Source organism: Streptomyces sp. NPDC007929, assembly GCF_042959065.1.
Lineage (GTDB): Bacteria > Actinomycetota > Actinomycetes > Streptomycetales > Streptomycetaceae > Streptomyces.
Window position 1 is genome coordinate 248,314 of sequence record NZ_JBIBKD010000007.1, and the last position, 25,056, is coordinate 273,369.

Annotated in this window: 19 protein-coding genes; 7 read left to right on the plus strand and 12 right to left on the minus strand. The window is 73.8% G+C overall.

The genetic code is table 11. The features are described 5' to 3' along the window. Window positions 1-14: 14 nt before the first annotated feature. Complete coding sequence (gene murC / locus ACFZDE_RS24540; RefSeq protein WP_391203021.1) at window positions 15-1,406, plus strand: UDP-N-acetylmuramate--L-alanine ligase; 1,392 nt, start codon at window positions 15-17, stop codon at window positions 1,404-1,406. 14 nt (window positions 1,407-1,420) lie between these two features. After that, window positions 1,421-1,828, plus strand: a complete 408-nt coding sequence (msrB, locus tag ACFZDE_RS24545) for a peptide-methionine (R)-S-oxide reductase MsrB (RefSeq protein WP_390994137.1) — start codon at window positions 1,421-1,423, stop codon at window positions 1,826-1,828. Here msrB and ACFZDE_RS24550 read toward each other — a convergent pair. The 8 genes from ACFZDE_RS24550 to ACFZDE_RS24585 are packed head-to-tail and all read right to left on the minus strand — an operon-like array spanning window position 1,809 to window position 15,567. After that, window positions 1,809-6,023 carry a hypothetical protein gene (locus tag ACFZDE_RS24550; protein WP_391203024.1) on the minus strand — a complete coding sequence of 1,405 codons (4,215 nt, stop codon included), beginning with the start codon at window positions 6,021-6,023 and terminating at the stop codon, window positions 1,809-1,811. The genes msrB and ACFZDE_RS24550 overlap by 20 nt on opposite strands. Then, complete coding sequence (locus ACFZDE_RS24555; protein ID WP_391203027.1) at window positions 6,020-7,747, minus strand: TIR domain-containing protein; 1,728 nt, start codon at window positions 7,745-7,747, stop codon at window positions 6,020-6,022. Before ACFZDE_RS24555 ends, ACFZDE_RS24550 begins: the two co-directional genes overlap by 4 nt. Beyond that, window positions 7,744-9,669, minus strand: a complete 1,926-nt coding sequence (locus ACFZDE_RS24560) for a hypothetical protein (RefSeq protein ID WP_391203030.1) — start codon at window positions 9,667-9,669, stop codon at window positions 7,744-7,746. The genes ACFZDE_RS24555 and ACFZDE_RS24560 overlap by 4 nt, the downstream gene beginning before the upstream one ends. Beyond that, on the minus strand, window positions 9,666-9,995 hold the full coding sequence (locus ACFZDE_RS24565) for a hypothetical protein (protein ID WP_391203033.1): 330 nt from the start codon (window positions 9,993-9,995) through the stop codon (window positions 9,666-9,668). Before ACFZDE_RS24565 ends, ACFZDE_RS24560 begins: the two co-directional genes overlap by 4 nt. Further along, window positions 9,976-11,526 carry a hypothetical protein gene (locus ACFZDE_RS24570; protein ID WP_391203036.1) on the minus strand — a complete coding sequence of 517 codons (1,551 nt, stop codon included), beginning with the start codon at window positions 11,524-11,526 and terminating at the stop codon, window positions 9,976-9,978. Before ACFZDE_RS24570 ends, ACFZDE_RS24565 begins: the two co-directional genes overlap by 20 nt. Beyond that, window positions 11,523-13,022, minus strand: a complete 1,500-nt coding sequence (locus tag ACFZDE_RS24575; protein ID WP_391203039.1) for a hypothetical protein — start codon at window positions 13,020-13,022, stop codon at window positions 11,523-11,525. Before ACFZDE_RS24575 ends, ACFZDE_RS24570 begins: the two co-directional genes overlap by 4 nt. Next, complete coding sequence (locus tag ACFZDE_RS24580) at window positions 13,019-15,142, minus strand: Hsp70 family protein (RefSeq protein WP_391203042.1); 2,124 nt, start codon at window positions 15,140-15,142, stop codon at window positions 13,019-13,021. The genes ACFZDE_RS24575 and ACFZDE_RS24580 overlap by 4 nt, the downstream gene beginning before the upstream one ends. A 17-nt stretch (window positions 15,143-15,159) precedes the next feature. Continuing rightward, window positions 15,160-15,567: a hypothetical protein gene (locus ACFZDE_RS24585; RefSeq protein ID WP_391203045.1), complete on the minus strand. Its 408-nt coding sequence runs from the start codon at window positions 15,565-15,567 to the stop codon at window positions 15,160-15,162. Between the two features lie 360 nt (window positions 15,568-15,927). On the opposite strand from ACFZDE_RS24585, the gene ACFZDE_RS24590 reads away from it, so the two are divergent. Together ACFZDE_RS24590 and ACFZDE_RS24595 are read left to right on the plus strand one after the other, a co-directional pair. Beyond that, window positions 15,928-16,413: a hypothetical protein gene (locus ACFZDE_RS24590; RefSeq protein WP_391203684.1), complete on the plus strand. Its 486-nt coding sequence runs from the start codon at window positions 15,928-15,930 to the stop codon at window positions 16,411-16,413. Between the two features lie 52 nt (window positions 16,414-16,465). Continuing rightward, window positions 16,466-16,978, plus strand: coding sequence for a hypothetical protein (locus ACFZDE_RS24595; protein ID WP_391203047.1), 513 nt, complete (start codon window positions 16,466-16,468; stop codon window positions 16,976-16,978). 9 nt (window positions 16,979-16,987) lie between these two features. Here ACFZDE_RS24595 and ACFZDE_RS24600 read toward each other — a convergent pair whose 3' ends face one another. After that, window positions 16,988-19,903, minus strand: a complete 2,916-nt coding sequence (locus ACFZDE_RS24600; protein WP_391203050.1) for an ABC transporter substrate-binding protein — start codon at window positions 19,901-19,903, stop codon at window positions 16,988-16,990. Between the two features lie 63 nt (window positions 19,904-19,966). Between ACFZDE_RS24600 and ACFZDE_RS24605 the strand changes: the two genes are divergently transcribed. Then, a complete protein-coding gene (locus ACFZDE_RS24605; protein WP_391203053.1) occupies window positions 19,967-20,131 on the plus strand; it encodes a hypothetical protein in 165 nt (54 codons plus the stop codon). Window positions 20,132-20,205: 74 nt separating this feature from the next. On the opposite strand, the gene ACFZDE_RS24610 is transcribed toward ACFZDE_RS24605, so the two are convergent. Genes ACFZDE_RS24610 through ACFZDE_RS24620 form a run of 3 tightly spaced genes read right to left on the minus strand, consistent with a single transcriptional unit; the run spans window position 20,206 to window position 22,650 of the window. Next, entirely contained in the window at window positions 20,206-20,940 is a 735-nt protein-coding gene (locus tag ACFZDE_RS24610; RefSeq protein ID WP_391203056.1) for an FAD:protein FMN transferase, read from the minus strand. Window positions 20,941-20,945: 5 nt separating this feature from the next. Next, entirely contained in the window at window positions 20,946-21,350 is a 405-nt protein-coding gene (locus ACFZDE_RS24615; protein WP_390994124.1) for an FMN-binding protein, read from the minus strand. Between the two features lie 13 nt (window positions 21,351-21,363). Then, window positions 21,364-22,650 (minus strand): ferric reductase-like transmembrane domain-containing protein, encoded by a 1,287-nt coding sequence (locus ACFZDE_RS24620; RefSeq protein WP_391203687.1) that lies wholly within the window; start codon window positions 22,648-22,650, stop codon window positions 21,364-21,366. Window positions 22,651-22,856: 206 nt separating this feature from the next. On the opposite strand from ACFZDE_RS24620, the gene ACFZDE_RS24625 reads away from it, so the two are divergent. Together ACFZDE_RS24625 and ACFZDE_RS24630 are read left to right on the plus strand one after the other, a co-directional pair. Continuing rightward, the gene (locus tag ACFZDE_RS24625) at window positions 22,857-23,555 is read left to right on the plus strand and encodes a response regulator (protein ID WP_390994123.1); all 699 of its coding nucleotides are present in this window, start codon (window positions 22,857-22,859) and stop codon (window positions 23,553-23,555) included. Beyond that, window positions 23,552-25,009 (plus strand): ATP-binding protein, encoded by a 1,458-nt coding sequence (locus tag ACFZDE_RS24630; protein WP_390994122.1) that lies wholly within the window; start codon window positions 23,552-23,554, stop codon window positions 25,007-25,009. Before ACFZDE_RS24625 ends, ACFZDE_RS24630 begins: the two co-directional genes overlap by 4 nt. Window positions 25,010-25,056: the final 47 nt, after the last annotated feature.

Consider the following 25,056-nt stretch of genomic DNA (forward strand, 5'->3'; position numbering starts at 1 on the left):
ACTTGGAGACACGCATGGCAGCCGGCCTTCCTCCCGCCATGGACCGACCGCACTTCATCGGGATCGGTGGGGCCGGCATGTCGGGGATCGCGAAGATCCTCGCGCAGCGCGGCGCCGCCGTGGCGGGCAGCGACGCCAGGGAGTCGGCCACGGCCGGGGCGCTGCGGGCGCTGGGCGCGACCGTGCACATCGGGCACGCCGCCGGGCACCTCGCCGACGACGCCAGCTGTGTGGTCGTGTCGTCGGCGATCCGGCAGGACAACCCCGAGCTGGCCCGCGCGGCCGAGCTCGGCATCCCCGTCGTGCACCGCTCCGACGCGCTCGCCGCCCTGATGGACGGGCTGCGGCCGATCGCCGTCGCCGGAACGCACGGCAAGACGACCACGACGTCGATGCTGGCCGTGTCGCTGAGCGAGCTGGACCTGAAGCCCTCCTACGCCATCGGCGGGGACCTGGACGCGCCCGGCTCCAACGCGCTGCACGGCGAGGGCGAGATCTTCGTCGCCGAGGCCGACGAATCGGACCGCAGCTTCCACAAGTACGCCCCCGAGGTCGCGATCGTCCTCAACGTCGAACTCGACCACCACGCCAACTACGCCTCGATGGACGAGATCTACGCGTCGTTCGAGACGTTCGTGGACCGGATCACCGAGGGCGGCACCCTGGTGATCGCCGCCGACCACGAGGGCGCCCGGGAACTGACCCGCCGTGTCCGGTCACGCGACGTGACCGTGGTGACCTACGGCGAGTCCGGCGACGCCGACGTGCGCGTCCTGTCGGTCGTGCCGCAGGGGCTGAAGAGCGAGGTCACCGTCATGCTGGAGGGGCAGGAGCTGACCTTCACGGTCTCCGTCCCCGGCCGGCACTACGCGCACAACGCGGTCGCCGCGCTGGCGGCGGGCGTGGCCCTCGGGATCCCGGCGGCCGAGCTGGCGCCGGCGATCGCCGCGTACACCGGCGTGAAGCGCCGGCTCCAGCTGAAGGGCGAGGCCGCGGGCGTCCAGGTCATCGACTCCTACGCGCACCACCCCACCGAGATGACCGCCGACCTGGAGGCCATGCGCGCCGCGGCCGGTGACGCCCGGATCCTGGTCGTCTTCCAGCCGCACCTCTTCTCGCGGACCCAGGAGCTCGGCAAGGAGATGGGCCAGTCCCTCGCCCTCGCGGACGCCTCCGTCGTGCTGGACATCTACCCGGCGCGCGAGGACCCGATCCCGGGCGTCACCAGCGAGCTGATCATCGAGGCGGCCCGGGCCGCGGGCGCCGACGTGACGCCGGTGCGCGACAAGGCGGACGTCCCGGCGGTCGTCGCGGGAATGACGAAGCCGGGTGACCTCGTTCTCACCATGGGAGCGGGCGACGTCACCGACCTCGGCCCGCTCATCCTGGACCGTCTGTCGAACTGAGGGGCTGGAGGCTCATGCCGTACGACGTGGAGAAGCCGGACGAGCAGTGGCGCGCGGAACTGACCCCGGGCGAATACGCGGTCCTGCGGCAGGCGGCCACCGAGCCCGCCTTCACCGGTGAGTACACCGACACCAAGACCCGGGGCGTCTACTCCTGCCGCGCCTGCGGAGCGGACCTGTTCACCTCGGACACCAAGTTCGAGTCCCACTGCGGCTGGCCGTCCTTCTACGACCCCAGGGACACCGACGCCGTGGAGCTGATCGAGGACCGGTCGCACGGCATGGTCCGGGTCGAGGTGCGCTGCGCCCGGTGCGGATCGCACCTCGGGCACGTCTTCGAGGGCGAGGGCTACCCCACGCCCACCGACCAGCGGTACTGCATCAACTCGATCGCGGTGCGGCTCACCCCCGACCCGAGCTGAGCGAATCCGGCGGTTCCTCCGGGCGGACGGCCCGGAGGAACTCGCGGATCCGCCCGCGGCGCTCGTCGTCGGTGAGCAGATCGGACTCCAGCAGGTCCGTCGCTCGGTCCGCGCACCGCGCGCGGATCTCCTTGAGCCGCTCACCCAGTGCCGCGCGCGCCCTGCCCGTGGTGGACCGCATCTCCTTGCGCACCGCCACCGCGTGCCCGTAGAGCGCGGCCACGTGCTGTTCGTGGGCGCCCACGTCGCCCGGGTCCAGCGCGCACACCCGCCCCAGGTCCTCGGCGACCGAACGCGCGGCGCTCACGGGGTCCAGTCCGCTGCGGTCCTTGGCCAGGACGGCCTTCACCACCAGCGTGCGACGGTCCCGCACGGTCTCGGCATCCGTCCACCGCCCGAGTTCCGCGGCGATGGCCGACGGCTCGGGTACGTCCCTCCCCGATGTGATCCAGCTGTCGTACGCATCGATCAGCAGGCGGCGCAGCGGGGTGTCGTCGGGATCGTGGAGCAGGAGTTCCCGCACCCGGTCCACGGCCTCGGCGAACCTTTCGCGGGTGAGGTCGAGACGGACCTGCGACAGGGCGACCTGACGTCGCCCCCGCGCGCTGAACGCCTCGCGCAGGGCCCGCGCCAGCACCCGCCCGGCTTCGTCGTGCCGGTCGAGGGCGCCGAGGACCACGGCCAGGGTGCGGGCGGGGCCGGTGGCGCCGGGGAGCCGTTCCACCCAGCGTTCCAGGGCGGTCGCGGCGGCCGTGAGGACGCCGCGTTCCCTCTCGTCGGCGAGACGGCGGGCCGTGCGCAGCTTCTCCAGGAGCGCGAACGCCGACTCGATGGACGGGTGGTAGAGACGCTGCGGGTCGTCCAGGGCGGCGGACCAGCGCTCGGGGATGACGTCGTCGTTGCGCCCCCAGGAGCGGGTCGTCCGCCGGAACCGGTCGGCGAAGTGCCGCGTCGCGGGCCCGGACGCCGCCTGCTCGGCGGCCTCGTGGATACACGCCAGGGCGAAGTCCGCGGCGTGTTCGGCCAGCCGGTTGTACTCCTCGACGACCTTCCCGGCGTCGCTTCCCAGCCCCAGCTTCTGCGCGCTCACGAGCAGCCCCGGGTCCGCCGGGTCCAGGGGCAGGGAGTCGACCCGGCGCAGCCCCGCGAGCACGTCACCGGAGTACTCGGTGAGCGGCCACTGTGAACCCTGGCCCCGCACCGCGCCGTCGAGCCGGTGCTTCCACCGGATCCGGTCGCGCGCCCACGCGAGGTGCGCCTCCTCCTCGGCCTCGTCCCCCGCGCGCCGGGTACGCCCCCGAGCCGTGGACGCCGCCTCGTACGCCGCGTCGATCATCTCCTCGCACAGCTTCCCGAAGCCCGCCCTGGTCCTCGCCGGGAGCAGCCGTACGGTCTCCGCGACGGTGGCCTTGCGACGGTCCCGGGCGGCCGCCAGAGCGGTCTCCTCGACGGAGCGGCCGACGCCGAGCAGCAGGGTCGGGCCGCGCTGGGCCAGCATGTGGTTGAGCTCCTCCAGCCGCAGATGGGCGACGGCGGCCGTGACCTTTCCGGCACTGGCCAGCACGGGCACCACCTGCTGCGTGTCCTGCTCGGTTGCCCGGTCGTCCGTGGAGCGCGGGCAGAGCGGGGCGGTGCCGAAGGACGCGGCCAGCACGCGGTGCAGCTCGGCGCGTTCGGCGGCGCCGCGGCGCAGATCCCCGTCGAGCACGGCCCCCAGGTACAGCGCTTCGAGGTGACGCCGCCAGGCGTGCGCGGCCTGGCCGAGGTCGCCGGCCGTGGTGTGCGCGACCGCCAGGTTGCGCAGTACGGCCGGATGCAGGGGGTCGTCGGCGAGCATGGCGTTCCAGCCCCGCCGGGCCGCTTCCGATCGTCCCAGCCGCTGGTCGGACTCGGCCTGCAGTCCGCCGAGCCAGGTCCGCAGCATCACCACCGCGTCACGGTGCCTGAGCCCGGCCGGATAGCGGTCCAGGGTCCGCCGGGCCTCGGCGAAGTTGGCGTCGAGAGCCTGCTCGGCGACGGCCAGGGCGTGGCGCACCCGTTCGCGCGGACCGGCCTGGGCATCCGGCGGCGGGGGAGAAGGGCGTGGGGCGGCGGGCGGCGGTGTGACGGCCGTGGCGGGGGCAGTGGAGGACGACGGGCCGGGGGCCTGCTGGAGTTCCGAGCCGACGTCCGAGCCGAGGTGCGAGTCGACGTCCGGGGCGAGGGCGGTGAGCCGCCGCGTGAGATCCAGGGCGGCCGGTGAGGGCGCGGGGGCGGTGTCCGCGAACTGCGCACGCCTCGGTGCGAGGATCTTGCGGACCCGCTTGCTGAGAATGTTGCGCAGTCCCCCCGGCCCCTCCTGGAACCGTGTCTCGCACTCCTCCACCCGCCGCTGGAACTCCGCGAAGGACATCACCAGGCCGTTCGACGGCGCCTCGGCGGTCTTGAGCTGCTGCACCGCCCCCAGCCGGTCCAGCCGCACCGCTTCCAGCCGGTCGACCAGCCGGAGGAGGACTTCCTGGTCGCCCAGGACACGGGCGTAGTCCGGCTCCTGGGCGACAGTGGCCCTGGCGAGTGCCTTGGCGTGGTCGAGGGCGTCCGTGGTGAGAGCGGCCAGCCGGGCGGCCGTCTCCTCCAGGAGAGCCAGTTGGTCGTCGGGGGCGGGCGTGCCGTCGGGGCCCGTCTCCAGGGCGGACAGGCGCTGCCGGAGCGCCAGCGCCTCCGGGCCCGGGGCGGGCTCCGCCGTACCGAACTCCCGTTCCTTCGGCGCCAGTCGCTTGGCGACCCGCTTGGTCAGGATGGTCCGCAGACTGCCCAGCGGCTCCTGGAACGAGGCCTGGCACGCGCCGAGCCGCCGCTGGAACTCCTCGAAGGCCATCACCAGACCCGAGGGATCACGGTCCTGGAACCGCTGGAGCTCCTCCAGCCGGTCCTGCCGTACGGCCTCCAGACGCTCCAGGAGATCGGTGAGCACGTCCCGGTCCCCGGCGACCCGGGCGTAACCGGCCGGGTCCGCCACCTGGGCGGCGGCCAGGGCCTTGGCATGCGCCCGGGCGTCCGCCGCGAGGGCGGTCAGAGCGGCGGCGGCCTCCTCGAACCAGGCCAGCCGCCCGTCGGGGTCCCGCGGGCCCTGTTCGCCGGGGCCGTCCGGTGGCGCGACGTCCGCCATCGGGGCGGCGGGCTCGGCCGAGAGCTGGCGCGCGGCCGACAGCAGCGCCTTCTCGTGCCGGTCGGGATCGCCGTCGTCGAACTCCCGAGCCGCCGCGTGCGCACCGGGGTCCGGGAAGCGCAAGGGACGGCGGAACAGGCGCCTGCGGTGGATCAGCGCGACGAGGACGTCCGGCAGGGAACGCTCGGCGAGACAGACCGCCAGCCGGTCCGGCAGCTCCTGGAGGTCCGCCTCGAACAGGTCGCACACCAGGTGCAGCATCCGCGCCGCCGGGCCGTCGTCCGGCGGGAGCCGCTTCGTCAGGCGGCGCACGGTCGCCACCGGGTAGCCGTACACCATCCACTGCACGGCGAGGACGGTGAACGCCGCCGTCCGGCCCCGGTGGCGGCCCGACAGGTCGGCGATGCCCTCCAGTTCGGCGGCGAGCACGTCCCGGGTCTGGGTGGTGGTGTTGCCGCGCAGCCGGCTGTCGGCGGCCATGTCGTGGACACCGGTCCAGCGGCAGGCGCCGGGGCGCAGCAGCGGCCGGCCGGACGCCGGAGGGCCGGCCTGCGCGCTCTGCCCGTCCTCGCCGGGCAGGGTGTCCTCACCGTCCTCCGGCAGGAAGTCGTGGCGGCCCTCGCGGACCTTGGCCGCGATCGTCTCGGCCCGCGACCGGTGCTCGCCGTCCGCGCTCTCGCCCTGCCGGCCCATGATCCGGTACGCGAGGCTCAGATGGGCCCAGACCCTGTGGTTCCCGGGGGACAGTTCCGCCGCCGCCGTGAACCAGCGCACGGCGGCGTCGGGCCGGCCGTGGCGCAGGTAGAGCAGCCCCACGTGGTACGGGTGTTTGGGGTTGGTGCCGTCCAGCCGGTGGGCGCGGGTCAGCAGGGTCAGCGCCGTCGCCGGGTCGGTGGCGGGATGCACACCGATCCGGAAGGCCGCCTCGACGGCCGCCTCCGCCTGGCCCTGGGTGAGCGGCCGTCCCTCCTCCAGATCGGACCACAGCCCGTCGGCCAGGCGGCGCAGCACCTCCGGCCGGTTCTCCAGAGTCCCACCGGACGTCATGACGACTCCTCCAGCTCCTCGGGAGACAGGATCAGCAGCCGCTCGCCGTCCGACACCGCCGCCCGCCGCCCGTCGGGGGAGACGGCCATCGGAAAGCCGGAGACATAGGTGGTGCGGCCGTCACGGACGAGGGTGTGGGAGCCGTCGGGGCACTCCATGACCAGCAGCCGCCCGTCGGCACCGGTGCCCACCGGCCGCGCGCCCGGCACGGTCGCGAACCCGGTCCGCACCGCCAGTTCGGCGTCGAAGCAGACGCCCTGCCCGGCCGCGTCGACGATCGCCGTCAGTTCACCGCCCGGCAGCGTCCCGGTGATCGCCGTCACCGGCTGGGTGACCCGGAGCAGCCGTCCACCGGTCAAGTCCAGCCGGTACACCTGGTGTTCCCCGACGACCAGCGCGAAGTTCCGTATCCGCGTGGCCGCCAGGAGCACCGGTTCCAGCAGGTGCGCGCCGTCCGCCCGGCCGTCCGTGTACCGGGTGAGCCCGCCGTCCAGGCCGCCCACCAGCAGGCCCGGGCCGTCCGCCGCCAGGACCTGGACGCCCGCCGCGTGGTGCAGCACGGGCTGCGGCTCCCCGGCGTCGAGCGACACCGACCAGACCTGCCCGCTCCACATGCCCGCGTACAGCACGTCCCCGTCGAAGGCCAGGGCCCCCGGCACGTTGAGCCGCCCCCCGTGCGGCGCCGGGAGGTCCACGGCCCGGATCCGGCCGTCGGGTGCCGCCAGCACCACCCGCCCCGACCAGTCGGCGACGGCGACACAGCGCTCCCCGCGCGCCCACAGCCGCGGCCGCTCCCTCAGCTCCGCCGTACCGGCCACCTCGTGCTCCGCGGTGTGCACGGTCAGGGTCCGCCCGTCGCGCACGGCCAGGGCCCGGCCGTCGGGGAAGAAGACCGGGTGCCCGCGCGCGGTGAGGACGGGGCGGTCCGGCTCGTCCCAGGACGGCTGTTCGTCGGGGGCCCGCACCTCGAAGGGCGGGCTCGTCACCGGTTCGCAGCCCGGGGCGGTCGCGACCAGCCGGACCCGCGCCCCGGGCGTACGGAACGCGAGGTCGGCGAAGACCGCCGTGCTGCCGGTGGCCGTCGCGGAGAGGGTGCCGGTCAGGTCCGCGGTGGGCGGTTCGGCGGTCAGGGTGACCGTGGCCCCCGACGGCCACGGGGACATGCCGTCCGGCGTCGTGCCGGTCACCCGCAGGGGCGGCAGCGTGTGACCGGCGACCGCGCCCGTGACCGGGGTGTCGAAGCGCAGGACGGCACCCGTCTCGGCCGGGCGCAGCCCGACGGCCTTGCACACCTCGTCGATCCAGTGGGGCCGGGCCGCGGAGATCCAGTTGATGCGGTGCACGCTGTACGGCACCTTCGCCACCGCTCCCGGATCGATGAGCAGCGGAATGAGCCGGCCGCCCTCCGGCGGGTTCAGCTTGAGCGCCTCGTGCAGCTCCCACTGGCAGACGTGCTTGTCGAAGTACGTCGACGAGTAGAGCGCCACGACACGGCGGCTGCGCGGGAGCGCGTCCTCCAGGAAGCCCTGCCAGTCCGCGCCGACCGGGGTGCCGCTGGTGGTGGACACGTCGAGGTAGATCTTCGGCGCGGCACCGTCCGCGGTCACACAGCCGCTCAGGGCGTCGAACAGGTCCTTGGCGTGGATGTAGTCCTCGCGCGCGTAGCTGATGAACACGTCCCAGTCGTCGGTGCCGGACGCCGTGGCCGTGGTGTCCGTCGTCATCCCAGTACCTTCGAGATCGTGGCGATCAGCTCGTCGAGCAGCTGGGTCTCCCGGGCCGTGAGCGTCTTCTTGTGGGTGCGGCGGAGCCCGCGGGCCTCCTCGCGGATCCCGGGCAGCCGCGTACGCAGGGTGTACGGGTCCGGGCGCAGCGGCTGGAGGGCGTCGAGCACGGCCGGGGGCAGGCCCGAAGACCCGGGGTGCCGGGTCGGCTGCACCAGGTCGTTGAACCGCTCGACGAGGTCCGACACCAGCAATCCGGTGCGGACCCGGGCGAGTTCCGCCCGGCGCGTGGCCACCAGCTCCGCCAGTTTCCCGATCGGGTCCTCAACCGTGCCCTTCCCGGCCGCCCGGCGCACGTCCCCGATCCGCGTGGCCAAGCCGTCCAGGTCGCGGGCCAGCCGGTCCGCCGCAGCCAGGCCGGTGACGCCCCCCTGCACCGGGGCCATCACGGCCTCGTACCTGTCGTAGAGCTCGGCCACGGTCATGGCGTCCCCGATCTCCCCGAGCCGCTGGCCGATCGCCTTCTCCAGCTCCCGTACGACCTGCCGGCCCTGCTCGGTCAGGGCCGCCGCCCGGAGTGTGGGCAGGCCGCCGCGCAGCACGGTCAGCCGGGTGCGCAGCCGGGCCAGACCGTCGGGGGACGCCCCGCCGCTCACCGACTTCATGGCGGCGACGTACTCCTCCACCGCCGGGTTGATCACCGTGGCCTCCTGCCAGCCCCGGATCGCCGCCAGCAGCTCACCGGCCTGGGTGAGGCCGGCGTCCCGCGCGGCGATCTCCGCGCAGGCCGCCGCCCGTTCGGGATCGCGGCCCAGGCGCAGCAGGCAGGCCGCGTAGAGGAAGTTGAGCCAGCGAAAGCCCGGCACCAGGGGCAGTACCCGGGCCAGCGCCTGCTCCGCCGCCTCCGCCAGACCGGCCCGCAGCAGCGTCGCGGCGGTCTGGCCGTCCGCCTCGGCGATCAGCGAGTAGACGTCGTCGGCGCGGTCGTCGGGCAGCCGTGGCGCCGGCGGTGAGGTGCCGGCCCAGCCGGTGCCGCACAGCGCGAGGTAGGCGTCGAAGTCCTCGATGACGGCGCTGTGCCGCCAACGCGGCTCCATCCGGGAGAGTTCGGCGCGCGCCAGCCGTGGGTCGCGGGCCTTGAAGGCCGCCACGGCCGGGGCCGCCGCCGGGCGCAGATACGGCAGCAGCAGCCTGCGGGCCAGCGCCGCGATCTGCTCCCGGTCGGCATCCGCTTCCGCGGCGCCCCGGGTGGCGGTCTCCAGGGCCTCGTCCAGCGCGCCGCCCCTGGCCTGGCCGAGCGCCACCAGACAGGACAGAGCCCCTTCCTCCGGGGCCAGTTCCCAGTACGCCTGCGCACGCTCCAGCGCCGCGCGGGGGTCCGAGCGGGCCGTACGGGCGTAGGCGCCGACCTCCGGCGGGGTGAGCAGCCGGCGCAGTTCCCGGCGCAGCTCGCGGACCTGCTCGCGCAGGCCGTCCGCCATCGGCTCGTCGCGCAGCGGACGCAGGATCCGCAGGGCCTCCATCCGGTCCTGCCCGTCCAGGCGGTACATGCAGAACGCCCGCAGGTAGCGGGCCTCCTGGTGGCCGGGGCGACCCTGGAGGTACTCGGTCAGCAGCTCCAGGGCCGTGCCGTACTCACCGGCGTGGGCGTTCGCCCGGCCGTCCTCCAGGAGGTCCTCGCCGTCGTCGCCGATGACGAGGGACATCTCCTGGAGCGTGTCGGGGGCGACGGCGGACAGCTCCAGCAGGCGGTCCACGACCGGCGCGGTGCTCGCCCGGCGGGCCAGTTCGTCCAGCCGCCGGTCGTGCTCGGCGAGGTCGGTGTGGCGGGTGACCTCCGCGAACTCGAAGGACGGCGTCCGCAGCGACTGGACGGCGCCGACGTCCCGGAACGAGTGGCGGTCGTCCGACGGACCGGTCATGCGTACTCCCCTCCGAACTCCGACGACTCCCCGAGCCCCGGCACCTCGCCGGGGTCGGGCACCGAACCCAGCGCGTGTGCGGCCAGCTCCCGGCAGAGCAGGTACTCGGACTCCTGGTCGACCTTCACCATCAGCAGCAGCACCCGGGCCAGTCCGGCCTGTTCGAAGAGCTGCTTCTCGTCCGCCGCGGGCCGGCTCTCCACCGCCGGGAGCCGGTCGAGCAGCGCGGCGCGGTCCAACGTACGGCCCCGCCCGGGCAGCAGGCCCGCCGTCCACCCGGGCGTGCGGCGCCTGGGCGTGATGCGCTCAGGCACGATCCTGGTCATCGCTCTCCTCGGGCAGCAGGATCTCTCCTGTGGTGGTGATGAGCTTGTGCTCCGCTCGGTGCAGCACCTCGGCGCCGTCGCCGTACACCCGGGAAGCGGCCTCGAGTTCCTCCATCAGCGCGCGCAGGGCGGCCTTGGCGGGGGCGTCCTCGGGGAGGTCGCGCAGGCGCGGGTACACGATCAGTTCGACCCGGCGGCGCAGTGCCTCGTTGCGGCGCCGCAGGTCGTCGTGGGGGGCCCGCTGGCGGGGGACGGGCGTCGTGTCGAGGTCGTCCGCACCGCGGAACTGCGCGAACCTCTCCTTCAGCCGCCGGTAGTGGGCCCGGTCCTCGGCCGAACGGTCCGGGTCGTCGAGGAACTCGCTGACCAGGGCGAGGTAACGGGAGAGGGCGTCCCCGTCGTCGCCCAGGGCACGCTCGCGTTCCATCAGGTCCAGCACCTCGGGCAGCGTGATGCCCCGGGCGAGGTTCCTGCCCTTGTCCAGCACGTCCAGGGCCTGCTCGCGCTCGGGCCGGCTCAGGGCGAACCAGTAGCGGACCAGGCCCTCGACGAGCGCGGCGTCACCCAGGTCGGGATCGGCCTCGCGCACCGCGGCCGCCCGCCGTTCCAGCTCCTCGACGTCGGACGGCGACGGGGCGCCGGACAGGGCGGGCCTGCCGAGCCACTCCCGCACCAGCGCGACCAGCCGCAGCACCGCGACGCCCGAGCGCAGCGGTCCCGTCGCCGGTTCGTCGGCCGGGAGATCCGCCACCAGGCGGCTCAGCCGGTCCAGCCGCTCGCCCAGCTCCGCGGGGTCCCCGTCCGCCCAGTCACAGACCAGAACCCCCAACTCGGCCTCCACCGTGGGCAGTCCACGGGACCGGGCCCGCTCGCGGGCGCCGGTGAACGCCTCGCGGGCGTCCTCGGTGCGCCCGTCGAACACCGACTGCACGCCCTTGACCAGTTGCAGGTCGTTCACCTCCGGCGGGATCCGGTCGGTGAGTTCGCCGAGCTCCCGGACCCGGTCGAAGTGGTGCAGCGCCCCGTCGGTCTCCCGCCGCCGCCAGTGTTCGACGGCCAGCTGGAGGTGGGAGACGGCGGCGATCCGGCGGCTTGGCGCACGGGAGTCCAGCAGCGCGGTGTGCTCCGCGTAGAGGTCGGTGACGCGGTCGTGGTTCTTCAGCTGTGCCTGCACCCACAGTTCGAGGTAGGCGGTGTCCGCCGTGCGGCCCTCGGAGGCGATCAGCTCGTCGACGACGGTCGCGGCGGCGGCGTAGCGGGCCGGCTCGTAGCGCCCCAGCATGGCCCGCGCACAGGCCTGGGCGAACCGGATCCGGTCCAGCGCCCGGCCCCGTGGTCCCGCGTTGACGGCCTGGCCCAGCAGCCGGTCGGCCCGCTCCAGTTCGTCGCGGTCGTCGCTGTCGAGCAGGGCCAGCGACTGCTCGTACGGCAGCCGCCAGCGGCTGGGCAGCACCAGGAGGAAGTACCCGGCACCGGCCAGCACGAGGAGGAGCAGCACGGGCAGGACGACCGTCGTCAGCATGGTGGTCATCCGCGGCTCCCGCCGTCGCGCCGGTCGTGCAGTTCCCGGACGAACTCCGCGTACCGCATGCCGTGTTCATGGATCTCGCGTCGGCCCATCTGACCGTTCTCCCTCAGACGCCGCAACCCGGCGCCGACCTGCTGGGCGACCTGCTCCGCCTCGTCCAGCCTGCCGAGCAGCAGGAAGGTGTCGGCGTAGTCGAGCATGAGGTCCAGCCGCCACCACATCAGCGTGGCGCCGTCGTGCAGCCAGCGGTGCGCGAACGCGTTGGCCTCGGCCAGTTCGCCCTGCCCTATGAGACACACGGCCATCTCGTGGGCGTGCTCCCGGCGCCGGTCGGGCGGCAGCCGGTCGAACGCCGTGCGGGCCGTGGTCAGCAGCCGGTGGGCGAACGAGCCGTCCGTGGCCCCGGCGAGCCGTCCCTGGACGACCGCCCACAGACCACCGATGATCGACAGCTGCGCGGTGTACGCCTCGCTGCGCGCCGGGTCCGTCTGCACCGCGCGCTCCAGCAGCGACAGCGCCTCCAGTGGGTCGCCCAGGTCCTGGTGGGCGATCTCGGCGGCCAGGATCAGCAGGGGGTAGCCCGGGCTGTCGACCAGGGCCGCGTGCGCGAGTCCGACGGCCTTGCGCGGCCGGCCCTCGGCACGGAGCGCGGCCACCGCGACCAGGGGGTCCATCGCGCGCCGCGCCTCGTCGAGGATGCCGGCCAGGCGCGGCGCATCGACGGTCCGCGTCCCCGAGGTGAGGGCGCGCAGCTGTTCGTGCGCCGCCCGCACCGGCTCCACGCGCCGCGTCCAGGACGGCAGCCGGCCGCCGTGCGGCCGGTCCGCGAACACGGCGGCGCAGGCGGCCCGTTGCAGGAGCCGTTCGGCATCGGCGTCCCGCGGCGCCTCGAAACAGCTCAGGGCCGCGACGCCCAGGGCGTGCAGCGCGGGGTCCCGGTCGCCGGCCGGCAGACCGCGCGCGGCCTGTGGCGCGAGGTGCGCCAGCCGTTGCGGCTCCGCGAAGAGCTGACCGACCGACGGTGCTCCCCAGGCGGGCAGCGGCAGCAGCAGCGGGCCGTGCCCGCTCAGCACGATGTCCGCGGGCAGGGCCACCAGTTCGGGGCCGATGGCGGCGCGCCAGGCCGGGAGCGCGCGCAGTGCCGCCGCCACGGACGCGAGCCGCGCGGCGGCGCTGTCCTCGGCGAGGGCGTCGGCGAGCGCGCGGGGCGCGTCGGTCTCGTAGCTGACGACCTGGAACCAGCGCCCCGCGAGCTGCCGTTGCTCACCCTGCTCGCCGGGTACCACGGGAACCAGTTCGGGCCTGCGCGGCCGGGTGTGCCAGGCCAGCAGTTCCGAGCGCTGGTCGCCGTCGACCTCCTCGACGGGGATCAGCCGGTACCACCGGCGGCGGTGCGGCGCGCGATAGAGGGTGCCCCACCAGCCGACACCGGCGTACTCGGCGTCGAGCTCCGCTGCGACGGCCGTGTGCGCGTGCGAGTCCCGCACGGCCGTGATCAAAGCTCGTCCTCCAGCACGTCGGCGAGCTCGTCCAGCGTGTCCTCGTCGGCCCCGGCCCGCACCGCGTCCCAGAACGCGCCCAGCGCGGCGGTGAGCGCGGGCGGCGCCTGACCGTCCCGGCCCGCGCGCAGGGCCTTCTTGACCATACGGCGGTACTCGGCGGGTACGGCGGCGGGGTCGATCCCGCCGCCGGCCGCAGCCGCGGGGGAGGGAGCCGCCGTGCCCTGAGCGGGGACGGCCGCGGTTGCCGTGGCCGGTGCGGCCACGGTGGTGGTGACGGGGCCGGGCAGGCCGGTGGAGACCGGGTCCGGGAAGCCGTTGACGGCCGGGCCCGGAACCGCGCCGGCAGCCGGAGGCGGAACCGTGGCCCCGGCCGGGCCCGAGCCCGCGCCCACGACCGGGCCCGAGCCCCCGACCGGCGGGGGGACCGTGAACTCCGCTGAACCACCGTCCTGTTGACCGGCAGCCGGATTCCCCGTCCCGGGGCGGTCCGGGTCCGTCGCGAACAGTCGTGCCAGTGCCGCTCGCCGTTCCGCCAGTTCGTCCAGTTTGCCGATGGTCGTGCTCTGGTCGAACGTCGCCTGGTACTCACGTCCGGTGTTGGTGTGGGTGACCTGGACCCCGAGCAGCCCGTTCACGTCGAGCCTGAACTCGACCTCGAACTCGTGGTAGCCCTGCGGACGGCGCTCGATGTCGTCGAGGTGGATCGTGCCGATCAGGGTGTTGTTGTAGACGTACTTGTCCTCGCCCTGGTAGATCACCGCCTCGATACGGGGCGCCTGGTCGGGGTTGGTGTACGTCCGCACCTGGCGCGCCGGGATCTTGGTGCCGCGCGGGATCAGCGTGCTGAGCTCACCGTCCTGCACACCGACGCCCAGCGTGTGCTCCGTGATCAGCGTGACGGCGTAGTCCTGCTCGTCCGCGGACCGCTCGGCGGTGGGCCGGCTCGCGAGGTCGAAGGCCGGCGAGGCCTCGAACCGGTTGGCGACGATCGCCGCGCCCCGGGCGACCAGGGTGTCCGGGTTCGCGTCGCCGCGCACGAACCCCTCGTCCCGGTCGAAGTGCTCCAGCAGCATCCGCTTGACCTGCGGGATGCGTGTCGAACCCCCCACCAGCAGGACGGCGTTGACGTGCTCGGGCAGCACGCCCTTGGTGCTCCGGGCGAACGTCAGCGCCTCGTCGACCTGCTTCAGGGACCGGTCGAGGATCGGCTGGATCAGCGTCTCGAAGGTGCCCCGGTCGAGTTCCAGCGCGCGTGTCCCGCCACCGAGGTCGACGGTGGTCGCCGAACGCAGCGACAGCTCGCGCTTCGCCGCCTCCGCCGCCGCCTTGACCTGGAGCGGCTGGATGCCCTCGGGGAGGGTGTCGCCGAGCTCCCGGACGATCCACTCCGCCACGGCGTCGTCGAAGTCGCCGCCGCCGAGCCGCTGGTCACCCGCGGTGGCGATGACCTCGATCTCGTCCTCCCGGGTCTCGATGATCGACACGTCGAACGTGCCGCCGCCCAGGTCGAAGACGAGATAGACCTGCCGCTCGGACTCGGCCCGGTCGACGCCGTAGGCGATGGCCGCGGCGGTGGGCTCGGGGATGAGCTGGCGCGGGTACAGACCCGCGAGCAGCGCCGCCTCCTCGGTGGCCTTCTTCTGCCGTTCCATGAAGTACGCGGGCACGGTGACCACCGCGTCGTGGATCTCCCCGCCCAGCGACCGCTCGGCGATCCGCTTCATCTTCATCAGGACCAGGGCGCTGATCTCCTGCGGGCGCAGCCACTCGTCGCCGAGCCGGGCCCGCACCGGGTCGTCCACCTGGTAGACGCCCCGCGCGCCGAAGCGGTCGAGCAGCTTCTCGTCGAACACCGCTCCCATCTCGCGCTTGATCTCCACCAGGGTGCCCTCGGCGCCCGGCCCTTCGCTGATCGCGTCCTTGGCGTCGTGACCGACGACCAGCACCCCGGTGGCGGTGTCGAGCCGCACGACCGAGGGCATGGCGACGGCGGCGGCGCCCTCGCGTCCGGGATCGGCGAGGATCTTGGGCGCGTAGTCCTCGGCGTGGTAGGCGGCCACGGCCGAGTAGGTGGTGCCCAGGTCGATGCCGACGACCCGGTGCATCTCGTCTTCCATGGGGGGACCTCCGGGGTTCACTCGTCGGCGAAGCCGTCGAGCAGATGGGTGCGGGTGAAGTCGCCGGTGAAGTCGGTGCGGGTGGTGTCCATGGGGTGGTGGACCGGCTCACCTGCCGTGGCGAGGAAGGCCTCGATCTCCCTGCGCAGCACGGACAGGCCGATCGCCTTGTCGTCCGCGTCCAGGATCGGCTCCCAGGTCGGTACGAGGCGCAGCAGGGCAAGGGGTGGGAAACGGGCGTCGTGCGCGGCGCGGGCCTCGGCGTTCTCGATACTGGCGGCGTGCGCGGCGGCGATCTCCTCGTCGCTCGCGCCGCGGGCCCTCAGCCGGGCGTCGTTGCGGTTGGCGGCCGCACGGATCTCGTCGGCCGTCGCCTCGGGCGGCACGCCGAGGCGGGTGTACTCGGTCGTTCGGGGAACGACCATGGGTAACGAGAACAGCGCCCCGTCGGCCCTCTCGGCAGCGGGCATCCCGGCATCCCCCGTTCGCGAATGTCACGCACCGGGGGACGAGGCTGGGAGGCTCGCGCCCGGCGCAGTAGGTCCTGTCACAGGACGACCGTGTGCGGTCGTGATGGTGCGCCGATTCTAGGGGGGCCGGGGAGCAAGCCGTAGCCGTTCCGCACCAGTTGGGAGGACCGGGATCGAGTTGACCGGAATCGACACCCGCACCGTCTCCCGAGGCCTGGGCGGGTCCCGGGGCGCCGCATAGGATCAACGCCGGATGTGGCCCGCTGTCACGCGGAAGGGGGACGGGACGTGACGACCCAGGTGACGACCCACCTCATGACCCTCGCGGTGACCGGGCACATGGACCTGACCGAGGACAGCGTCCCCCTGGTGCGCGCGGCCCTCGACACAGTGCTCCGGCGGCACTCCGCCGAGGCCGGGCTGGTCGGGGTCTCGTGCCTGGCCAAGGGCTCCGACGCGCTGTTCGCCGAGGCCGTCCTGGCCCACGGCGGGCGCCTGGTCGTGGTCGTGCCGTCCGAGGACTACCGCCGCGACCACGTCGGGGCCGACCACGCCCCGGTGTTCGACCGTCTCGCCGCGGCCGCCGACGAGGTGGTCGTGCTGCCCTACCGCACCGCCGGGCGACCGGCCTACGACGCCGCCAACGCCGTCCTGCTGCAACGCGCCGACCGGCTCGTCGCCGTGTGGAACGGCGAGCCCCCGAGCGGCATGGGCGGGGGCACCGCCGACGCGGTCCTCGAAGCCCGGGAGACCGGACTGCCGGTGGACGTGGTGTGGCCGGAAGGCGCCCGTCGCGGCTGACCGGTCGCGCTCCCCGCCCTCGCGCCCGGGCGCCGTTCGCCATGCTGGGGGCATGAGCGACCTCGGGGATGTGCTGTGGAACGAAGCGGTCGGCCCGGCCGCGTACACGGAGGCGCAGGAACGGTACCGGCAGGCGGTGCTCGACCAGTACAAGCTCTGCGTCGAGATGGCCGACCGGGTCAGCGCCCGGCGCAATCTGACCAACACCTTCTTCCTGTCGCTCAACAGCGCGGTCGTCGCGGCCGTGACGGCGGTCGCGGGCCGGGGGGTGGCCGGCCTGCCGGTCGCGCTGCTCCTGAGCGGCCTGGTCATCCTGCTCGCCCAGTGCGCGGCGTGGTACGTCATGGTGCGCTCGTACCGGCAGCTCAATTTCGCCAAGTGGGCGGTGATCGGGGCTCTGGAGGAGCGGCTGCCCGCGTTCGCCTACTCCCGGGCGGAGTGGAAGGCGTCCGGAGAGGGCCGCGACTGGCGCAAGTACCTTCCCCTGACCCATGTCGAGCAGTGGGTACCGGTCATCTTCGCCCTGTCGTACCTCGTGGGCTTCTGCGCCGCGGTCTTCCGGTGAGGGCCCGGCTCAGCGGCTGATCCGGCACTCCTTCTGGGTCAGGGGCGCGGTGTGCCCCGCGGTGCGCCTGCACACCACGCGGGGTGTGGACGTGCCGTCGGCGGTGCGGCGGACCTCCTTGAGGACGATGCTGTGCCCGGTGCGGTCGCCGTACAGCGGGGCGCCGGTGAAGTCGATGGTGCCGGTGGCCATGCCCTCGATCTTGACGCTGCGCAGGTTCACCCAGGTCGAGGCACGGTTCTGCGGCCGGTCGCCCCGGGTGGCAGCCCAGAACAGGGCGCGGGTCGCGTCATGGGCGAGGGCGGTCTGGCCGCTGGCGAGGGCCGGGCTGTCGTAGCGCAGACGGTGGCCGCGCAGCCCGGGCAGGTGCTGGGCGGCGTCCAGGTAGAAGGCCGTTCGGGTGGCGGCGGTGCGCAGTTCCGCGAGGGCCGCGTGGTACAGCGTGACCTTCGGTGCGACGGACTGGCCGCCGCCGGCGAAGTCGGCCTTGGACAGGTCGTCGCCGGTGAGGATGGCCAGGGGCTTGCCGGCGCAGCCCGGTTCGGTGCCCAGCTGGGTCATCAGGGGGTCGATGTCCTCCACCCGGCCCGCGAAGTAGATCACCGAGGGGACCCGGCTGCCGCGGCAGATCTCCTGGGCGTGCGAACGGAGTTCGGGCTTGCCGCCGGTCAGGGTGTAGCGGCGCTGGGGGAGCGGGGTGAAACCCTGCCGGCGCAGCATCCCCTGGCCGTAGCGGGCCTGCTCGTCGGTGTAGAGGTCGTCGGTCCTCGCCGTGTCGCGGGCCAGGACCAGGGCGTACTGCCGCCGGTCCGGGGTGCGCAACTGGGCGGCGATCAGGCCGAGTTGGCGGGTCTGCCACTCGTCCGTGGCGGCCAGGCTGAACCAGTTGGCGAACTCGCGGGGCAGATACGTCGCGGAGTTGGTGCCCGAGACGACGGGCAGGCCGGCCTCCATCAGGATGCGGGTCGTCGCCCGGCTCGACTTCAGGTCGCGGCCGGTGCCGACGACCCCCACCACGGTCGGGTCGTGGGCGGCGTACCCGGCGATCGCCTCGGCCATCTCCTCCTGGTGCCCGAGGTCCACCCCGCCGTTGGCGATCAGCACGCGCAGCTTGACGCTGGAGTTCTCGTTGATGACGGCCTGGGCCAGATACACGCCGGCCAGCTCCTCGGCGCCCTTCACAAGGGAGGAGCCCGCCGAGGTGTCGGCGCTGAGCGGCCCGGCGTAGACGACGGTGACGTACGTACCGGCCGGGCCGTCGAGGACCCTGGCGTTCTGGGCGGCGATACGGTCCTCCAGGTCGGCCACCGTCCAGGGTGTCTCGTCGCCGGCGGTGAGCGCCTTGACGTCGTCGCCGGGGTCGGGTGCGGGCAGCCAGTCGGCGAATCTCAGTCCGTCCGTCGCTATGCCGATGCACTCGGTGCGGCCGTCGGGTGCCTGCGCGCGCCGGGTGTCCCGGTTGGCGGTCAGCACGGACGCCGAGCAGTACCGGTCGTGCAGGGCGTCGGCCCGCATCACGGTGGCCGCGGACAGCAGGGCGATCACCAGGACCAGGGTGTGCAGGGCCCACACCAGCCGGGCGAGCGTCGGCCGGGAGGAGGCCCGCAGATGGTGACGGCCCTCCTCCACGGGGCCCAACTGGTCGTGCGGCAGCGGGATCTTCATCACCCACGGCAGCACCGACCGCTCCCGGCTGGGCGACTGCTCGGCGCGCAGATCGCGACCCCACTCCCGGTACCAGGTGCGCAGCCGCACCCCGAACGTGGGCGGTGCCGCGTCCGGGGCGGGCGCCGTCCGGACGACTCCGCGGTCCAGCCGCGGCACGTCCTGCGCGCGCACCGCGGCGACCACGAGCAGCGGGTCGAGCTCGCTGCGCCGGCTGCGCACGTCGCTTATGGCCCGGATCAGCTCGACGCCGCCGTTGCGATCGTCCGCGTGGGGCAGGAACAGCATCGGCGGGCGCGGCCGTTTGAAGCCGCGCAGGTCCCAGCTCCAGCGCCGGTGGTTGTCCCGCAAATCCTCGCGCAGCGCCAGCACGCACAGCTGGAGATGGAAGTCGCCGCCCGCCCTGAGCGCCTCGGCCACGTCGTAGGCGCGGGCCGCGATCGCCTTCCAGGAGCCCACCGGCCGCAGCAGCGACACCTCGGTGGACTCCTCCTGGTCCGCCGCCCTCAGGAAGGTCGTCGTCATGAACCAGCGGCTCTCCCGGCGCAGCCACAGGAAGATCGGCGCCCGCCCCGGCAGCACGTAGTTGAGGACGGTCAGCAGCAGCAGGAAGACGAGGCCGGCGCCGACCGCGACGTACCACTCGCTGCGGGCCAGCAGTGCGGCGAGCACGGTCACCAGGCTGGCCGGGAGGATGTGCGCCATGTCGAACAGAGGCAGGCCCGAGCGCCAGCGCGCGGTGTTCTTCGGCCGCCAGCGCTGCTGCGCCAGCTCGTTCAGCAGTCGCTGCCGCTGGTCCTGCCCGGCCTCGGGGCTGCCGGGGGCGGGCGACGGCCAGCTGTCGCCGAGCGCCGCGACCGCGTCGTCGATGGCGTGCACCAGCCGCAGCCGGGGGAAGGCGTAACGCCGGTAGAGCGCTTTCGGGCCGCCCCACTTGCGCGGGTCGCTCAGCGCGCGCACCAGGGCCGCGGCCCGGCGGACCTCGGTGGCGCCCTCGTAGGCGTCCTGGGTCACCACCGCGCAGCGCGTGCCGTGCGCCTCCTGTCCCGCGTGCAGTTGTCGGACCAGCCCGGCCACGGCGTCGTCGTCCCGGTCCTCCTGCGCGTGCACGACGAACACCGGCATCGGCGGTTCGGTGCTCCTGCGGAAGTCCTGGATGAGGATCTCGAGCTGGTTCTGCAGATGGCGCCCGGCGTCGCTCTCCGGCATGCCGTCGTGGCCCCCAGGGCACTCCGGCGGTGTGCGATCGGCGTTCACCATGGGTAACCCCCGTTAACCTTCGGCGACCTACGAGGTTAACCGGTGCCGTTGGTGTGGGAGTGGGTGACGCGCGAACTCTTGTTCCGGCCGGGGCCCCGCCGGGTGGGGCTGCGCACCTACCGGCTGCTCGCCACCGACATCGGCTTCCACCGGGCCCTCGGCAACACCGCCGTGTTCGCGCTGGTCGCCCTCTGTCTGCTCGTCCCGCTCGCCCTGGTCATGCTGTGACGCTGGACCGGCTACCTCGTACCGCCCCCGGGCTTCCTCGACGACCTGCCGGACGGCTGGCCGCGGCACCCGGCTCAGGCCGCCGCGACCGGCTCGGCCGTCCTGGGAAACCCCGCGCTGCGCAGGACCCGCCGGTCGGCGTCCACCGCGAACACCTCGCAGTTCTCGCGGGCGGCGGCCCAGGCGACGCCCTCCGCGCCGAGGGCGAACGCAGCCGTGGCGACCGCGTCCGCCTCCGTCAGGGTCGGGGCGAGCACGGTCATGCCGAGCAGGCCCCGTGCGGGGCGGCCGGTGCGGCCGTCGAGGATGTGATCGCCGCGTTCGTAGCGGGCGGAGGTCGCCACGGCCCGGTCCGTGACGTCCAGGACCGTGCAGAGCCGGCCGGCGTGCTCGGGATGGCGTACGCCCACGCGCCAGGGGCCGCCGGAGACGATCACGTCGCCGCCCGCGTTGAGGCAGAAGCGCTTGGCCCCCGCCGCCGACAGCAGCTCCGCGCCCTTCTGCACCGACCAGCCCTTCACCACCGCGCAGGGATCGAGGCGGCGGCCCGGGAGGCGGACGTCGAAGGCGCCCCCGGTCGCGATCCGGTACTCCTCGCACAGCTCCAGGACCTCGCGGAGTTCCGGACTCGGCGTGCGCACCTCGCCCCGGTCCAGCCGGGCCACCTCACTGCCGGGGCGGAACGGGCTGAACCGCGCGTCGACCTCGCGAAGCCACGCGAACAGGTCGTCCACCGGTGCCCGGGGGAAGTCCTCGTCGTCGATCCGCACCGACACCGGGAACCCCATGACGTGCTCGACGCGGCGCATGCCTCTCAGCCCTTCGCGTCGATGGCGGCCTGGAGCGACTCCCGGTAGCCGTCGCTGGTGATCGTCGCGCCGGACACGGTGTCGATGTCGGCGCTCTGTGCCTGGAGGGTCTCCTCGATCAGCTGCGGCACGGCGGCCGTGGTCTGCGGATGGTCCGGCTGCCGGAGCATCCGCACCGAGGCGATCTCGTCGCCGTCGAAGGTGACCTCGACCCGCACCGGCCCCTTCTCGGTGTCGACGGTGGAACCCGCCACCACCGTGGTGGTGGTGCCGCCCGACGACGAGACCGAGGGGGTCGAGGCGGGCGCCGCGGCGGCCGGGGACGAACCGGCCTCCTGCGAGGGGGCGTAGCGCCAGAGCGGGATCAGTCCCGCGACGCTCAGGACGAGGACGGGCAGTGCTCGTTTCACGACGGTCTCCTCGTCATCCGGCCAGGCTGAAGCGTTCGAAGTGGGTCTGCGGCCCCGGCACGCCCAGCTCGCGCAGGCTGCCGAGGACGGCGTTCATCATCGGCGGCGGACCGCACAGGTAGACGTCCCGCTCGGCGATGTCCGGCACCAGCCGGGCCAGCTCCCGCGGCGCCAGCCGGTCCGGCACCGGCGGGCCGGTGACCAGGTGCAGTTCGGCGCCCCGGGTGAGCGCGAGGTCGCGCAGTTCGTCGTAGAGCACCGCGTCCCGGTCGGTGGCCACCCGGTAGATCACGACCGCGTGGCCGTGCAGCTCCTCCAGCAGGGCACGGATCGGTGTGACACCGACACCCCCGGCGATGAGCACGGCGTCCGGGCGGGTGCGGTGCAGGGTGGTGAAGGCGCCGTAGGGGCCCTCGGCGAAGACGCGCGTGCCGACCTTCAGATGCCGCAGTGCCGCGCTGCCGTCCCCGGCCCGCTTGGCGGTCAGGCGCAGGGTGCGGCCGTCGGGGGCGGCGGACAGGGAGAACGGGTTCGCCTGCCACCAGCGGTCCTTCGTCAGGAAACGCCACAGGAAGAACTGCCCGGCCCGGGCGGGCAGCCGGTCCAGGTCGCGCCCCGTGATGTAGATCGACACCACGTTGTCGCTCTCGGGTACGACGGCCGTCACCCGGAACCGGTGGCGGAAGTTGCGCCACAGCGGCAGCACCAGCCGGCCGGCGCACACCGACGCCAGCGCCAGGCCCCACACGCCGTACCAGTACGCGGTGGCCACCGGTGACGAGGCGAACGTCGTGCCCGCGGCGACCTGGTGCGTGAACGCCAGCACCACCGCCACGTAGGTGTACAGATGGACGAAGTGCCAGGTCTCGTACGCCAGCCGGCGCCGGGCCCAGCGGGCCGAGACCGCGCCGACCACCAGGATGATCGCCAGGGCGGCGATCGCCCGCAGCACGCCCTCGACGGTCTCGGCGAGGTCAACCAGCTGGTTCACCGGGTCCAGCGACGAGGCCCGCGCGTAGCCGAAGACGATGAACACGGCGTGCGACAGCAGCAGCCACAGCACCGAGAAGCCGGTCCAGCGGTGGAAGGACGTCAGCCGGTCCATGCCGATCCGCCGGTCGAACCACGGCAGCCGCGCCACCAGCAGCAGCTGGAACGCCATGAGCAGCGCCGCGTACAGGCCGGTCAGCCGACCCAGCACGATCAGCGCGTTCGAGGCGAAACCGGCCTGCGCGAAGAACACGGCCACCACGACCGCGTTCGTCAGCAGCACCGCGTACAGGCCGGCGCGGCCCACCACTTTCGGGCGCACACCGGGGCGGGTCGCCACGGGGGGTTGTCGGAGGGTCGTCACGATCGGCAGCTCCTTGATCGGCTCCTGGGACACCGAGCTTGGCGCGGGGGAGCTGTCGGGAAGCTGTCGCCCGACTTTCGAGTCCTTATCGATCTCGCGGCCAGGGGGCACGCGGCTATGGCGGCACGGGAGCCGTGCAGCACTATGAGCTCGTGGAAAAAGTACGACTTCTCGTCGTCGACGACGACCCGCCCATCGCCGATCTCGTCGCGACCGTCGCCCGCTACGAGGGCTGGGAGGCGGTCACGGCGCACACCGGTGAGGACGCGCTGAAGCGGGCCGCCGAGTTCCACCCGGACATCGTGGTGCTGGACCTGATGCTGCCCGGTGTGGACGGCTTCGGCGTCCTGGACCGGCTGCGCGCCTCCGGCACGATGGTGCCGGTGGTGTTCCTCACCGCGCGCGACGGCGTCGCCGACCGGGTCGCCGGCCTCACCCGGGGCGGCGACGACTACCTGGTCAAGCCGTTCGCCGTGGAGGAGCTGATGGCCCGGCTGCGGACCGTGCTGCGGCGCAGCGCCGGACCCGCCTTCCAGCGGTCCGTGCTCCGGGTCGGCGACCTCACGATGGACGAGGACACCCGCGAGGTGCGGCGCGGCGCGCGGCTGCTGTCGCTGACCCCGACCGAGTACGAGGTGCTGCGCTATCTCATGCGCAAGTCGCCCACCGTGCTCACCAAGGCGCAGATCCTCGACCACGTGTGGGAGTACGGCTTCGGCGGCCGGTCCAACGTCGTCGAGCTGGTCGTCAGCCGGCTGCGCCGCAAGCTCGACGAGACCGACGACGGCGGCGCGCCGCTCATCCACACCGTGCGCGGCTTCGGGTACGTGCTGCGGCAGGCCGCCGAGTGATCGCCCGGCTGCGCCGGGCCTATCGCCGTATGCGGCTCGGCACCCGGCTGGCCCTCGGCCTCGGCGCCCTGTCCCTGGTCGTCTTCGCCGTCGTCGGCACGGCGCTGACCACCTACATGCGGGACTACCTGTCGGCCCAGCTCGACACCCAGCTCGCCCAGGCCCAGATCGCCCAGTCCAAGAGCATCGCCGACTACGGCACCCTCTCCGGCAAGAAGTACTACAGCTGGTTCTACGCCGTGTACGACGTGTCGGACGGCAGGACCGAGCTGCGCAGGCCCGAGGACCCGGCCGACCTGCCCGCGGACGTCGGCGACTTCGCCTCTCTGGCCCGGGCGCAGACCGCCGCGCACACCGAACTCCTGCGCACCGAGCACCTCAAGGGCGCGGGCTTCTACCGGCTGCGCGCCTGCGAGGTCGAGCCCGGGGTGGTCCTGGTCAGCGCCGCGCCCCTGGAGGACATCGAGGACACGGTCGGGCAGCTGATCACCATCCAGGTCGTCACCTTCGCCCTCGCGCTGCTCGCCCTGGTCGTCTTCGGCCGCCGGATGCTGCGCCGCGGTCTGAAGCCGCTCAGCGACATGGCGTCCACCGCGCACGGCATCGCCTCGCACGACCTGACCGAGTCCGCGGCCCGGCTGCCGCTGCGCGCCGACGGCCGGGACGGCGGGCCCGAGGTGGACGAACTGCGCACCGCCTTCAACACGATGCTGGAGCACATCGACGACTCCCTCGCCGTGCGCGCCGAGGCCGAGCAGCGGCTGCGCCGCTTCGTCGCCGACGCCTCCCACGAACTGCGCACCCCGCTGATGTCGGTGCGCGGCTACGCCGACCTCTTCCAGTACGCCGCCGCCAACGCCCCCGAGGAGCGCGACCGGCACCTGGCCCGGCTGCGCGCCGAGGCCGCCCGCATGGGCGTCCTCCTGGACGACCTGCTGCTGCTCGCCCGGCTGGACGCGGCGGAGGTGGAGGCGCCGCTGAGGCTGCGGGAGGCCGACCTGGTGGAGCTGGTGAACCAGGCCGCCGACGCCTTCCGCGCGGGCCGCCCGGACCATCCGCTGACGGTCCTGGCCCGTCCGGGGCCGGTGCCGCTGCCGATGGACCCGCTGCGCATCCGGCAGGTCGTCGACAACCTCCTGACCAACGCCGCGGTGCACACCCCGGCCGGCACGCAGGTGTCGGTGGAGGTGGCCGTCGTGCCCGGCGCCGCCGAGGTGCGGGTCGCCGACACCGGGCCGGGCATCCCGCCCGACGACCGGGACCGGGTCTTCGACCGCTTCTACCGCGTCGACAAGGCCCGCAGCCGCGACCGCGGCGGCAGCGGGCTCGGGCTCGCGGTCGCCCGGTCGCTGGTCCGCGCCCACGGCGGGCGCATCGAACTGACCAGCACGCCGGGCGCGACGATGTTCACCGTGCGCCTGCCGGTGACGGACGTACGCCCTGCGGACCGGTGACCGCCGCCCTCTAGACTCGTCCGGAAACAGCCCGTACGACCATGGCC

What these genes read in the sequence shown, in the direction of transcription:
- ACFZDE_RS24585 (WP_391203045.1), bottom strand. Translation starts at nt 15,567, where the DNA reads ATGGTCGTTCCCCGAACGACCGAGTACACCCGCCTCGGCGTGCCGCCC.
- msrB (WP_390994137.1), top strand. Translation starts at nt 1,421, where the DNA reads ATGCCGTACGACGTGGAGAAGCCGGACGAGCAGTGGCGCGCGGAACTG.
- ACFZDE_RS24565 (WP_391203033.1), bottom strand. Translation starts at nt 9,995, where the DNA reads ATGACCAGGATCGTGCCTGAGCGCATCACGCCCAGGCGCCGCACGCCC.
- ACFZDE_RS24600 (WP_391203050.1), bottom strand. Translation starts at nt 19,903, where the DNA reads ATGGTGAACGCCGATCGCACACCGCCGGAGTGCCCTGGGGGCCACGAC.
- murC (WP_391203021.1), top strand. Translation starts at nt 15, where the DNA reads ATGGCAGCCGGCCTTCCTCCCGCCATGGACCGACCGCACTTCATCGGG.
- ACFZDE_RS24550 (WP_391203024.1), bottom strand. Translation starts at nt 6,023, where the DNA reads ATGACGTCCGGTGGGACTCTGGAGAACCGGCCGGAGGTGCTGCGCCGC.
- ACFZDE_RS24610 (WP_391203056.1), bottom strand. Translation starts at nt 20,940, where the DNA reads ATGCGCCGCGTCGAGCACGTCATGGGGTTCCCGGTGTCGGTGCGGATC.
- ACFZDE_RS24595 (WP_391203047.1), top strand. Translation starts at nt 16,466, where the DNA reads ATGAGCGACCTCGGGGATGTGCTGTGGAACGAAGCGGTCGGCCCGGCC.
- ACFZDE_RS24570 (WP_391203036.1), bottom strand. Translation starts at nt 11,526, where the DNA reads ATGACCACCATGCTGACGACGGTCGTCCTGCCCGTGCTGCTCCTCCTC.
- ACFZDE_RS24590 (WP_391203684.1), top strand. Translation starts at nt 15,928, where the DNA reads ATGACCCTCGCGGTGACCGGGCACATGGACCTGACCGAGGACAGCGTC.
- ACFZDE_RS24580 (WP_391203042.1), bottom strand. Translation starts at nt 15,142, where the DNA reads ATGGAAGACGAGATGCACCGGGTCGTCGGCATCGACCTGGGCACCACC.
- ACFZDE_RS24555 (WP_391203027.1), bottom strand. Translation starts at nt 7,747, where the DNA reads ATGACGACGGACACCACGGCCACGGCGTCCGGCACCGACGACTGGGAC.
- ACFZDE_RS24560 (WP_391203030.1), bottom strand. Translation starts at nt 9,669, where the DNA reads ATGACCGGTCCGTCGGACGACCGCCACTCGTTCCGGGACGTCGGCGCC.